Here is a 12,434-nt window from a genome sequence, read left to right on the forward strand (position 1 = left end):
CCTAATGGTAATCATTTTTTAAAGCAATTTGAACAATAAATAAACACATAACACACATATATAGCCCCTCAATGACTAAAATGACAGCGAACATGTTTGCCTCGAAATTTCCCATTAGCCCATAATAGAAAGGAATATAGGGGGCGGATTGCTTAATACCTGCAAAAAATAGAACAATCAGCGAAACAGTCGCTATTTTTGCGGATAGCAATAATTCGATGATTTTCCATAGCAATGCATGACAGTACATATTGATGCACAGAAACAATGCCTGTAGAACAATTAAGAAATCAAATTGTAGCGCTACTTGAGCTTTTAAAAAAAGGAAAAAGCTCATGATATAAGTCATTGCGACATAGCATGCAGTGAATATAAGTAAGATTAGCAGCCGATTAAGCCAAAACCAGCTTTTTTTGGGATAGCGTAATAGCATGTTGTATGAAAAAGAAGTGGAGCGAGGCTTCCAAATAATTTGAATTAAAAGCACATAACCAAACCATAGCAAAGTCCAGTACATCCAAGTAAGTTCCTCCACTTGTCCCAAAAGGGCAGTAAATGCTTGGCGCAATGTCATGCCATCAAAAAGTGATGTCATATAGAGTAGCAATAAAGTAGTTAACAATGGATAAACAATACAAATACAACTAATTTTCAAGGCATCTTCTCGCAGTAGTTTCCACTCTAACGAAAATGTTGTCATGAATCATCATCTCGCACGTAAAAGTCTAGTTTATTGACTAAATAATGAATGGTATTGATTAACAATATCATAACGGCAACTAATATAAAGAATGTACTAATAGGTGACGCAAATTCAGTTTTATTAAAGGCAATATACACAAAGTGCTTTATATATCGATCCAACATGCCAAGAATCATAACTACAATCACACTAATGAAGTTATTTTTGAAAAGTTGTTGGAAGACGATATAAAGCAACCCGAAAATAGCAGTAACACAATAAAACATATAGATAAAGTAAAGCAATGAACCGTTTTCTTTAGGCTCAGGCACATATAATAATAGGGCACTGTAATTTTTGATATACGGCGAAAAAAGCCACTTCGCTAGCGATGTGCTCAACAAACTACTTCCAAAAACAATCGCTGAAAAAAACGCAGTCACGATAAAAACGAAGCAAATTTTATAAGTGGCAAATTGCTGTCGGTGACGATATCTTCTAAGCAGTAGCCAATCATTGTCTTTAGATGAAAAGGGTGCTAATAATATTAAAAAAATAGGAATATAAAAATATTCATAACGAGAGGCTAATATAAAGTCTTTTAGCGTATGCCATCTTGTTGCCACTGAAGTGATAGGTAATACTTCAAACAAATGTAGCGATATTATAAAATATGCCACACCCCAAAAGAGCAGTTTTTTCAAGCGAATATCCTGTAGACAATGGGAGCAGTACTTATAAAACATCATCATGTTTCCTCATGCCAATGACGTAAATGACAAATGTAAGTAATAATTGCAACAGAAATTCGATAACCATAATGGAAAGGGAGTTGTCTCCATGTATACCATCTGGGGCTAAAAAGAAAAATGGAGCCCATTTTGGGTGATTGGTGGCTAAAAACCAAAGACTTGTATAAATAATTTGTGGCATAAAAATCATTAAATAATAATTTTTAATAAACATAGAAAGTGCTAGCCCCAAACAAATATACGCACTAGCAAACAATCCACCGATAATATAAAATACGGTAGCATATGCATATGGAGATATGCTTAGTAAATCAGAAAAAAGGAATTGGATATCTCCTTTAAAAACACTTATAGCATTATCTGGTATTGCTAAAGTCCCTTCTACAAACCCTCTATAAATATTGGCATAAGCTGTATAGTCCCAATGATTCGTGAATAGATTTACGAGCACTACGCCTAGATATATTGGCAAAACGAACAGCAAAAAGGCAGTTAGAAAAGTTGTAGCAAACTTTACTTTGTAATATTTTTGTCTTTCCATCCGCATAAAAATATATTGTGAATAGCCACTTTTTCTTTCCTGATAAATTGAGTCCACAAGTGCAAAAGAGATTAATAACGGAAATATTAAATAATACAATTCAGATGCTAAATTATTCGTAAAACCAAGCCATTGCTTATATGGGGAAACGAAAATAAGCACATCTTCTACAATTTCTTCTTCATAGTATTGGCCGTAAATTCGTTCTGTTAATTGATACTCTTCGTTATGTTCTTTCACACCTAGTACCACAGCAATCACAACAAGCAGTATTAATGCACAAATACTAAGATAAAAGTTTTTATTTTTAAATAGTTTTATATATTCAATAAGCATTGATATCCTCCTATTCAAAGACAGGGTCGTCTTTATCTTGAATAGACAACCCTATCAAGACGTTTGATAAAAGAATGACAATGAATGTTGTTATATCAGTAAATTTGGCTTGCTATTTCATCTTGTATCAGGAAAAAATCTTCCTGAAATATCTACTCTAACAACCGTTGATCTAGAATTTTCTGCGACAAGCGTTACGCTGTTACCAACAGCGCTTTGATCTACTGTAAAGAAACGTGTATCAATATCCGTTACACTTGTAGATGTTGCAGATACTTTTGCCCCTTTAGCATCCACAATCCACATATTTGCAGTGTAATTACCACCGACTGTAGAGTTTTCTACCTTTGAATTACTATTATTATCTTTTGTTCCTGTTGCTAAATTTACGTTAGTAGACAAAAAAGGGAGAGTATTTGCATATGTGATAGCACTAGTACCTGCACTTGCTGCACCGACACTAACTAATAATCCTAAAGCACAAACTGTTGTTGCTATTTTTTTCTTCATGTCAAACCAACTCCTTCTTTGTATTTGAATAAACATATCAACTAAATAACGAAAAACTTCTCATGAATTATTCCATTCTCTAATAATGTTGTTATATCAGTTATTGGGCATGATCTATATCATCTTGTGTCTGGATAAAATCTTCCTGAGATTTCTACACTCACAAATTTTTTTTGGTCATTTTCTGCTACTAGTGTAACATCTCCACCAACAGCACTTTGATTTACAATGAAGAGACGTGTATCATTATCCGTTACATTTTTAGCAGTATTAGAAACCTTTTTCCCGTTAGCATCCACAATCCACATAGTTGCCTCGTAATTTTGACCAACTATAGAATTTTCAACTTTTGAGTCACTGTTATTGTCTTTTGTTCCGGTCGCTAAATATATGTTCCTTTTAAACCCAGGCAGTTCCTTCGCATAGGTAATAGCACTTGTCCCTGCACTTGCTACACCGGCACTAACCAATAATCCTAATGCACAAACTGTTGTTGCTAGTCTTTTCTTCATGTCAATGCAACTCCTTCTTTGTATTTTGATGAGAATAAACCAATAGCAACAAAACAACGGGGCAACAAAAACCTATTCATAGAGAAAGCGATATAACAATCTCTAATTATCAATTATTATAAAATTCCAAACTTTCTATTTTCAATATTTTTGTAAAGAAAAATCTATTGTAATTTACTAAAAAGTTCAAAAAAAATTTAAAATATAGGTAGATTTTGGAGGGGGTTAGTCCGTGTTAGGATAAGTCGAAACGATTTTTTCTAATACATAAAAAAAGCCCGCAAGTCACCAACTGACTTGCGGACCTTACTATATTATTTAGTAAATAGTGCAATAAGCTGGCGGGAACGTTTTCTTCCTAGAACGGCTTCCACTTCACTCAGTACCTCTTTTGGTATACCTAAAAAGAGCCAAGAAAATGAGAATTGCTCAAGATAAGGTCGAAGCTTTTTTACTTCTGACGTGCTAATTTCAAAACCTTCGGCACGTGCAATGGCAACTACTTCTTTATCTGTACTTTGAGATAATTGCTGCAAAAAATGAATACTCACAACCAATCCCTCCTTTTAAGTCTTGTTTTCTTTACAAATATGAAACATTCATTTATACTTACAATTTGTAAATCGTAATGATTTTGAATTAGAAAGAAGCGATCATGCATGAAAAAAACATTAATTGACATCGATAATGTGTCATTTCAATATGACTATACACAGGTATTGAAAAATATCTCATTCCGTGTGGAAGAAGGAGATTTTTTAGCACTCCTCGGACCTAATGGTTCAGGAAAATCAACATTATTAAAAATTATTTTAGGATTATTGAAACCAATGTCTGGCGAAATTAAGTTGTTTGGAGAGCCAAGTGCAACATTTAAACATCGTGAATGGATAGGCTACGTTTCCCAAAAATCCAATGCTTTCAACTCAGGTTTTCCAGCAACTGTACAAGAGGTAGTCATCAGCGGATTAACAAAAAAATTAGGGCTATTTAAAAGACCTACAAAAGATGTTAAAGACAAAGTATATGAGGCTTTAAAGGCAGTAGGAATGGACGCCTTTATGAACCAAAATATTGGTGAACTATCTGGTGGACAGCAACAGCGTGTCTTTATTGCACGAGCTTTAGTAAGCGAGCCAAGATTACTGATACTGGATGAACCGACTGTCGGCATCGATCACGAGAATGTGCAGTCCTTTTATGATATGCTGGCGAATTTAAATAGGGAACAAGGAATTACGATGATTCTTGTCACACATGATGTTGATACAGTTTCAAACCGAATTAGCCATGTTGCTTGCCTCAACCAAACGATTCATTTCCACGGTTACAAAGACGAATTTGATTCTATTTCTCAGGATGCGCTAGACGCTTGGTACGGTCATTCCGTGAGAAAGATTCATTAGAAGGAGAAGGCACAATGATTGAAGCAATTTTTAACTATGAGTTTTTACAAAATGCCTTTTTCTCTGGCTTATTGATTGGCATCATCGCACCACTTCTAGGGGTATTTATAGTAGTTCGCAGACTATCATTAATTGCCGATGCTTTATCCCATGTTACACTTGCGGGTATTGCAGGTAGCTTGTATGTAAGTCAATCTTTTGCTGCATTTGCAATGCTCAACCCTATTTACCTTGGCATTCTAGCCTCAGTTAGTGGTTCAATATTAATTGAACGCTTACGTCGACTGTATAAGCACTATGAAGAGCTTGCCATACCGATTATTATGTCTGGCGGTATTGGAATTAGCGCCATTTTTATATCACTTGCCAGTGGCTTTAGCACCGATTTAATGAGTTATTTATTTGGCTCCGTTTCGGCTGTCTCTCGACAAGATTTATGGGTTGTAATTGGGATTGCCATTGTAGTCATTGTCTTTTTATTTTTATTCTTTAAAGAACTTTTTGTGCTATCGTTTGATGAGGAATATGCGAAAGCTAGTGGACTACCCGCACGATGGGTTCATCTTTTATTTATGATTGTGACAGCGCTTGTGATTGCAGCAAGTATGCGTATCGTTGGTATTTTACTAGTATCTTCTTTAATGACTTTGCCAGTTGCTGCAGCAATGCGTCTTGCAAAAGGCTTTAAGCAAACGATTATCTATGCAATTGTATTTGGCGAGGTAGCGGTATTAATCGGTTTAGTAAGTGCATTTTACTTAGATTTAGCACCAGGTGGTACAATTGTTGTTACATCAATTCTTATCTTATTACTTGTAATCATAGGTAAGAAAACGATGTTAAAACTATCTGCAAAACAAGGGGAGGCAGCACAGTGAATATTTCAAGAGCGTGGGAAATTTTAAAAGAAAACGGCTATAAAAAAACAGATAAACGTGAGTTAATTTTAAATATGTTTGCAGAGACGGATAAATATTTAACCGCTCGAGATTTATTAGATGTGCTGAAAAAAGATTTTCCTGGTATGAGTTTTGATACGATTTATCGAAATCTCTCAACGTTTGTACAGCTTGGCATATTAGAAGAAACCGAGTTATCCAGCGAACGAAATTTTCGCATGCATTGTGAGTCTGAACATCATCACCATCATTTCATATGTATGGATTGTGGCAATGTGAAAGAGCTCAATCTTTGTCCAATGGAGATGCTTGGTGAAAAGCTTCCTGATTATGAAATCGAAAATCATAAATTTGAAATATACGGTAAATGTCCAGATTGTAAACATGAAACCCTGTCAAATTAATATTTGACAGGGTTTTATTTATTGTGAAGGAGTAATGCTAGAAGGAAAGGGCATAAGAAGACTACTACTATCTTCTTACAATACGGATAGCATCTATTTTTTTACAGTCAATAATAAGTGGTGTTGTAGAACCTGCTTCTAGGAAATAAGCACAGCAATTTCTTGCATTAAAGCTCACGAAAGTCAAACCAAGGAAACTAAGGCCGCCTGTTAAGAAAACATCTACTACAGTGCCAACTTCTAAACATTTTAATTGCTCACAGATACAGCTTCTGCAGTGATTCATTGCTTTATGACCTTTTTCTTCTTTGCACTCATGTTGTTTCTTTTGGTGACAGTTGCAAGGTTTTTGGCATTTACAAGGAGCCCAATTCATGTGTGTAACATATCTTCTATCTTCCATTTGATACTACCTCCTTTCGTTAGAAATAATGTAAAGCTATTGCCTTACACTTATAATCTATGTTTTTTAAAAGGAAGGAGGTTGGTAATATGTCCGATAGACACTAAAAAAACTATTTTTTTCTTTAAAAAAATGCTTCGTAAGTTTATTTTATTTTGTAAATGTATGTTTGTACCAATGGCATTGTCATAGAGATAGAAGTCTATCATTGGGAAATGTGAAAGAATTTTTAACGGAAGATGGAGGCTATAAATTAGAGAGGGAGCATAAAAATGCCATTGAATCAAAATAAACGACGAATGATATGATTAAGCTATCATTCGCCGTTATATTATTATTGGTGTTTTTGTTGGAATGCGACCATAAAGTCACGTAGTGCTTTACAAGTTTCTAATGGAACAGCATTATAAGTTGAAGCACGGCAACCACCAACGGAGCGGTGACCATTTAGACCAATAAATCCAGCTGCTTTTGCTTCAGCTAGGAATTGTTTTTCAAGCTCTTCATTAGCGACACGGAATGTGATGTTCATTAATGAACGACTTTCAGGCGTTGCGTGACCAGTGTAAAAGCCATTACTGTTATCAATCGCATCGTAAATTACTTGTGCTTTTTCTTCATTAAGTTTAGCAATTGCTTCAACGCCACCTTTAGCGTCAACCCATTTTAATACTTCACCTAACATATAAATACCGAATGTTGGTGGTGTGTTGTATAACGAGTTACCGTCTGTATGCGTTGTATACTTTAACATTGTTGGAATGTCTTTGTTCGCTTTTTCTAATAAGTCTTTGCGAATAATAACGACAGTTACACCAGAAGGGCCAAGGTTTTTTTGCGCACCAGCATAAATGATACCAAATTTGCTGATGTCAATAGGTTTCGATAAAATATCACTCGACATATCTGCTACTAAAGGAACATTGCCTGTTTCGGGGAATTCCTTCCATTGAGTACCGTAGATCGTATTATTTGATGTGATGTGAAGGTATGCATCATCTTCATTAAATTGAATTTCTGACAAAGCTGGAATGTTACGATATTTATTTTCCTTAGTGCTTGCGGCTTCAACAGGAGTACCAAATAATTTTGCTTCTTTGAATGCTTTTTCAGCCCATGAACCAGATAAAACGTAGCTTGCTTTTTTATCTGCTTGAAGGAAGTTCATTGGTACCATTGTAAATTGCAGGCTTGCCCCACCTTGTAAAAATAGTACCTCATAGTTTTCTGGAATAGCATAAAGTTTTTTTAGTAGAGCAATTGCTTCATTATGTACTTCGTCGAAGATCGCACTACGGTGGCTCATTTCCATAATAGACATACCTGAATTACGGAAGTTAACTAATTGTTGTTGAGCGTTTTCTAGAACTTCTAGCGGTAGTGCAGAAGGACCTGCGTTAAAATTGTATGCACGTTGTGTCAAAGTGGTACACTCCTTGTTTGTTTTGTTTAATAAAAGCACTTTACTGGATTATAACTTAATTTTCAAGAGAAAAAACAAAATTCTCAATATTTTATTTATGTAGGATGAAAATGAGCATTTTAGTGTCAGGCACGCACACAATTCGCACACAATTTATTAAAACACTACAAAGACAAAGAAATTTCGGTATACTATCGTTAAGTAATGAAAAGGGGTGTTTTTAATGTTTACAGTTGAACAAGCAAGTCTAATTGTCGTTGATGTGCAAGGGAAATTGGCAACAATTGTAGATGAAAGCGAAACGGTTATTCAAAATGTGTCAAAACTTGTACAAGGAATGCAAGCGCTGGATGTGCCAGTATTATGGCTGGAACAAAATCCAAGTCGCTTAGGGGGCACTGCGTTAGAAATTGCACAGCATCTGCAGGGCAATCCAATTGCCAAAATGGCTTTTAGTGCATGCCAAGAAGAGGACTTCATTAATGCAGTTAAAGCAAGTGGACGTACGCAATTTATTGTAACGGGTATTGAAACACATATTTGTGTCTATCAAACAGCAAGACAGTTGAAGGAACAGGGGTTTGAAGTTGAGGTAGTTGTTGATGCCGTATCTTCTCGCACTAAAGCCAATAAGGAAATAGGGTTAGATAAAATGAAGGCACTAGGCATTTTGCCAACGAGCACGGAGATGATTTTGTATGAGCTTTTACAAAGAGCAAATCATGCTCATTTTAAAACGGTGTTACAACTTGTAAAATAATATAAAACGCACTAAGAGGGTGTGTTTATAAGTATCGTCTAAAGTAACATAGTAAGCAGGGACATGGGTTGTGGCATATTTGTTAGAGATAGTGACTTTTGTTTAAGGGGAATCGGCTGACGCTAAGCTGGTGAAAAGTAATCGCCAAAGTGGACCATTCACAGCACAAAAAAAGTGTTAGGTTGATTGCAGTCAATCTAACACTTTTTCCTTTTCATCTATAGTTCTTATGATTTAAGCAGGCATTTCAGTTGGTGTTGGTTTGGCATAACCATTTTTGTAAGTCTCATCAATTGTTTGACGGATTTCTTTCAAGCTCATGCCATCTTTATGCATTTTTGCTGATTGCAGTGCAATTTCCAAGCATACGCCACAACGTGTACCATGATCGTCCCAGACGATTGTTCCATCTTCACGCTTTTCTTGAATGAAGCAGTTTAAATTGCTTTTATGTCCTGCGGATTCTCCACAGCCACAGTAGCATGGCATCCACTCTAAAATGTCTGTCGATTGCCCCGCGATTTGGTAAACTAAGCGAATATTCTCGGTTTGGCTATCTAAAAAAGATGGTAGAACATCAGCACCTGCTGTTTCTTCCTGAATGTCTCCTGACACATGAGCATGTCCATCATGTGAAGCCTCATCTTGTGTATCACTCGGATTTTCTTTAATTGCCTTATCTGTCCCGCAAGCACTTAATACGAGTAGTAATAACGTAAAAATGGATACAAGTTTTTTCAAAACAAACGCCTCCTACTTGTTTACAATATTTCCATTATAACATTGTCCCTGTCAATATTTATAGCAAGCAAGGACGATTTTCAATGAAATATATCTAAACCTCGTGTTTTGTTCATCAAAAGTTCCATTTTTTCGCCTAGTAATTTTTTTAAGAAAAAGCCAAACAGAAGAAAGACTAGCCAAAAGCCTAATAAGAATGCGAGGTCTACCCATACTTTTTGCCAGATGATTCCACCAACTGCTTCCCGCATCATTTCGATTGCATAGGTAAACGGTAAAAACGGATTGATTATTTGGAAAAACTTAGGTAGCAACTCGACTGGATAAGTACCACCAGAACCAGCAATTTGTAAGACCAACATAACAATTGCTAACGCTTTTCCAACATTTCCAAATACAGATACTAGCGTGTAGACTACGGTAATAAAAACAAAACTAATAATTAGTCCAAACATAATGAAAAAGTAGGGTGCACTAATTGAAACATCTAATAGTAAAGCATCGCCAATAGTAATAATTAATGTTTGTATTAATGAGATCGTTGCAAAGGTCATTAATCGGCCGAAATAAATTTCCCGAATACTATATTGTTGATTGTCATGTATATTCACCGCAAGTAAGGAAATCAGTAACAAACAACCTACCCAAATGGATAGCACTGTATAAAAAGGTGTCATGGCTGTTCCATAATTCGCGATTGGGAACATTCTATGCTCTTCTAGTTGGACAGGCTCTTCAAAGAAGTTCCGTTCAGCATCAACATCGTTTTTTAATAACTGAACAATTTCAGAAATATCGGTTTCGTTTTCTAGCGTTCGAAGCTTATTAGCAAGATCAATAATTTTTTTACTTAATGTAGGGAAGTCTGACTGAATTGTAGCTATGGCCTTATTGGCTGTTACAAGTGTATTTTTAGCATTGTTTAACCGTTGCTGCGCCTGTGGAATGGAGCTTTGCACCTTTGTAAGCATTGTCGAAGCATTTGTTAACGTATCTTTTGCGGCATTCAACGTTGTATGAATTTGCGGCTCAAGATTTTCTGTATAATAGCTCAGAAACTGTTTTAAATTGTCAGCAGCATCTTGCGCAATTTTTTGGACTTCAGCAATATCGTTTTTTATCTTTTCTTCATCGATATTATTTATTTGCTGCACTTTACTTGATACATCCGTTAAAAGTGAATTTAGTTGACGCAAAGTAGAAAGTGCATCTATCGAAGAATCTGTTATTGTCGGATTTACTTGTAACGCATCTTGTATAGACTCCAATTGCTGAATGAGATTTTTATTAGCTACAGCGGTAGAATCGTCTTGTTGAAGTGATTGAATAACATCAGTAAGTGAATTTTCAAGTTGTTTACGAGAAGTTGCGTCTGCCTGTGTTAGTTTTTGTAAAGCCTCCAATGTCTGGATACTACTGTTTACTTTGTCTAGTGAAGAGGTTAATTGTTTTTGCAGTTCGTCTTTTGATTGCGCTAATGTCGAAGTATCGGAAGTAGCACTTTGCAGCTTTTCTAAAAGATTTGTGAATTGCTGTGCGATTGTTTGCGCACTTTCTAAATCCTTTTGAACGATTGGTGAAAGCTGATTGAACAGTGTATCTGCTTCATTAATTAGCTTTAACCCGCTTTGAACAGTCGTGAGGCCGTTATTCGTAATTTTCTCTATTTCTGGAATTTCACTAATCGTCGTGTCTAATAATTTTTCAGCGTCTTTTCCACCTGTTGCCGTTTGCGCTAGAATGGACTCAATATCAGGTAAATGTTGCTCAATTGTAAAAATGTACTGTTCAAATTTTTTAAAGTCTGGAAGTTCATGTTCTATTTCAATACCAATTGTATTGAACATTGAAAAAAGGGTGCCATTGACAGTGGATATAAACTCACTCGAAACTTGTTGCGTAATAACGCCAGCCCCTTTACTAGTAATTTTAGGGGCGATCGGATTAATTTTTTCATTTACATAATAGTCTATATGCGCCTTTGTCGGTTCATCTGTCAAAATGGATGTGAGCTTCTGTGAAAAGTCACTAGGAACGATAAGAACTGCAAAATAGTCACCATTTTTTAATGAATCGAGCGCTTCTTGCTTAGGAGTAAAATACCAGGAAAAGCTATCGTTTTCTTTTAAATTGGTCATTAATTCCTTTCCTATATTGAGATCTTCTCTTTTAACGGTTGTCCCGACATCTTCGTTTACAACAGCAATTTTCATATTGGAAGTGTGAGCGTAAGGATCCATAGAGGCATAAATATTAAGCCATGCATAAAGTGAAGGTAAAAAAATAAGGCCAACAACGATAACGGCAACTACCCAATTTGATACAATATTTTTAATATCACTTTTGTAAATTCGAAAGACATGTTGGAAAGTGTGTTTCATAGTCAAAGTTCACTCCAATTTCATTTTGAGCTTATAGTAGTATGTTCCCTTAAAAACACTAAATTATGTTTGAATAGTTGGAAAATTTAATATGAAAGACTAAATAGTTTACTAGGTTCCAAAAACACTTTATAATCAATCCCAAATACACTAAAAGTAGGGCATTTTTGTGTGAAAATGGAGGAGTTTAATTGAAAAAATTACTAATTATTGGGTCGGTTATTGTTGTATTGTTTGCAGCGATTATTGTGCTTACAAATGTCTCGAACAAAAACAAACTTGCTAGTGCGAATAATCCGTATGGAGACAAAAAGCTAACACAAGAAACAATCGATCAATTAGATGATGAAAATTACCAAAATATTATGTTACCTGATGAGCTAGAAAAGAAAATTGAAGCAGGCGAAGATGTGAACGCATACTTCTTTAGTCCAGTTTGTGTGCACTGCCAAGCATTTACACCTGTATTAATGCCAATTGCAGATGAACTTGATGTAAACATCGCTCAATTAAACGTATATGAATATGCAGATTTATGGGATAAGTACGGTATTGAAGCAACACCAACTTTTATTCGTTTTGAAGGTGGTAAGGAAGTAGCACGCTTTGTAGGTGCTTTATCTAAACAAGATTTACGCTCTTTCTTAGATAAAGAAGTGTTAAAAAAATAAGCTTATAGGAGAC

General features: G+C 35.5%; 15 protein-coding genes. 5 read left to right on the forward strand and 10 right to left on the reverse strand.

Going from position 1 to position 12,434, the window contains the following annotated elements; genetic code table 11:
- Position 1: 1 nt before the first annotated feature.
- The 6 genes from ACIQ1H_RS02605 to ACIQ1H_RS02630 all read right to left on the reverse strand — a co-directional run bounded on the left by ACIQ1H_RS02605 (position 2) and on the right by ACIQ1H_RS02630 (position 3,884).
- On the reverse strand, positions 2 to 700 hold the full coding sequence (locus ACIQ1H_RS02605) for a hypothetical protein (protein ID WP_402886311.1): 699 nt from the start codon (positions 698 to 700) through the stop codon (positions 2 to 4).
- A complete protein-coding gene (locus ACIQ1H_RS02610; RefSeq protein ID WP_402886313.1) occupies positions 697 to 1,431 on the reverse strand; it encodes a hypothetical protein in 735 nt (244 codons plus the stop codon). The genes ACIQ1H_RS02605 and ACIQ1H_RS02610 overlap by 4 nt, the downstream gene beginning before the upstream one ends.
- The gene (locus ACIQ1H_RS02615) at positions 1,418 to 2,311 is read right to left on the reverse strand and encodes an NADH dehydrogenase FAD-containing subunit (RefSeq protein ID WP_402886315.1); all 894 of its coding nucleotides are present in this window, start codon (positions 2,309 to 2,311) and stop codon (positions 1,418 to 1,420) included. The genes ACIQ1H_RS02610 and ACIQ1H_RS02615 overlap by 14 nt, the downstream gene beginning before the upstream one ends.
- 117 nt (positions 2,312 to 2,428) lie before the next feature.
- Entirely contained in the window at positions 2,429 to 2,821 is a 393-nt protein-coding gene (locus ACIQ1H_RS02620; RefSeq protein ID WP_402886317.1) for a hypothetical protein, read from the reverse strand.
- A gap of 119 nt (positions 2,822 to 2,940) precedes the next feature.
- The gene (locus ACIQ1H_RS02625; RefSeq protein ID WP_402886319.1) at positions 2,941 to 3,333 is read right to left on the reverse strand and encodes a hypothetical protein; all 393 of its coding nucleotides are present in this window, start codon (positions 3,331 to 3,333) and stop codon (positions 2,941 to 2,943) included.
- A gap of 314 nt (positions 3,334 to 3,647) precedes the next feature.
- Positions 3,648 to 3,884 carry an endonuclease IV gene (locus ACIQ1H_RS02630; RefSeq protein ID WP_172772040.1) on the reverse strand — a complete coding sequence of 79 codons (237 nt, stop codon included), beginning with the start codon at positions 3,882 to 3,884 and terminating at the stop codon, positions 3,648 to 3,650.
- Positions 3,885 to 3,992: 108 nt separating this feature from the next.
- On the opposite strand from ACIQ1H_RS02630, the gene ACIQ1H_RS02635 reads away from it, so the two are divergent.
- From ACIQ1H_RS02635 to ACIQ1H_RS02645, 3 genes are read left to right on the forward strand one after another with little or no spacing between them, the layout of a single operon-like run.
- Entirely contained in the window at positions 3,993 to 4,739 is a 747-nt protein-coding gene (locus tag ACIQ1H_RS02635; protein WP_340823698.1) for a metal ABC transporter ATP-binding protein, read from the forward strand.
- 14 nt (positions 4,740 to 4,753) lie between these two features.
- Positions 4,754 to 5,617, forward strand: a complete 864-nt coding sequence (locus ACIQ1H_RS02640; RefSeq protein ID WP_402886321.1) for a metal ABC transporter permease — start codon at positions 4,754 to 4,756, stop codon at positions 5,615 to 5,617.
- The gene (locus ACIQ1H_RS02645) at positions 5,614 to 6,042 is read left to right on the forward strand and encodes a Fur family transcriptional regulator (protein ID WP_172772037.1); all 429 of its coding nucleotides are present in this window, start codon (positions 5,614 to 5,616) and stop codon (positions 6,040 to 6,042) included. The genes ACIQ1H_RS02640 and ACIQ1H_RS02645 overlap by 4 nt, the downstream gene beginning before the upstream one ends.
- Positions 6,043 to 6,109: 67 nt before the next feature.
- Here ACIQ1H_RS02645 and ACIQ1H_RS02650 read toward each other — a convergent pair whose 3' ends face one another.
- Positions 6,110 to 6,445, reverse strand: coding sequence for a hypothetical protein (locus ACIQ1H_RS02650; protein ID WP_172772036.1), 336 nt, complete (start codon positions 6,443 to 6,445; stop codon positions 6,110 to 6,112).
- A gap of 334 nt (positions 6,446 to 6,779) precedes the next feature.
- Positions 6,780 to 7,868 carry a 3-phosphoserine/phosphohydroxythreonine transaminase gene (gene serC / locus ACIQ1H_RS02655; protein ID WP_402886322.1) on the reverse strand — a complete coding sequence of 363 codons (1,089 nt, stop codon included), beginning with the start codon at positions 7,866 to 7,868 and terminating at the stop codon, positions 6,780 to 6,782.
- A gap of 223 nt (positions 7,869 to 8,091) precedes the next feature.
- Here serC and ACIQ1H_RS02660 point away from each other — a divergent pair, with 223 nt between their 5' ends.
- Positions 8,092 to 8,628 (forward strand): hydrolase, encoded by a 537-nt coding sequence (locus tag ACIQ1H_RS02660; protein WP_402886324.1) that lies wholly within the window; start codon positions 8,092 to 8,094, stop codon positions 8,626 to 8,628.
- A 234-nt stretch (positions 8,629 to 8,862) separates the two neighbouring features.
- Here ACIQ1H_RS02660 and ACIQ1H_RS02665 read toward each other — a convergent pair whose 3' ends face one another.
- Positions 8,863 to 9,369: a PCYCGC motif-containing (lipo)protein gene (locus ACIQ1H_RS02665; RefSeq protein WP_402886326.1), complete on the reverse strand. Its 507-nt coding sequence runs from the start codon at positions 9,367 to 9,369 to the stop codon at positions 8,863 to 8,865.
- An 80-nt stretch (positions 9,370 to 9,449) separates the two neighbouring features.
- On the reverse strand, positions 9,450 to 11,750 hold the full coding sequence (locus tag ACIQ1H_RS02670; RefSeq protein WP_402888526.1) for a YhgE/Pip family protein: 2,301 nt from the start codon (positions 11,748 to 11,750) through the stop codon (positions 9,450 to 9,452).
- Positions 11,751 to 11,941: 191 nt separating this feature from the next.
- Here ACIQ1H_RS02670 and ACIQ1H_RS02675 point away from each other — a divergent pair, with 191 nt between their 5' ends.
- Positions 11,942 to 12,421, forward strand: a complete 480-nt coding sequence (locus tag ACIQ1H_RS02675; RefSeq protein WP_402886327.1) for a thioredoxin family protein — start codon at positions 11,942 to 11,944, stop codon at positions 12,419 to 12,421.
- Positions 12,422 to 12,434: the final 13 nt, after the last annotated feature.

It is taken from the genome of Lysinibacillus sp. NPDC097279 (genome assembly GCF_044761745.1).
Lineage (GTDB): Bacteria > Bacillota > Bacilli > Bacillales_A > Planococcaceae > Lysinibacillus.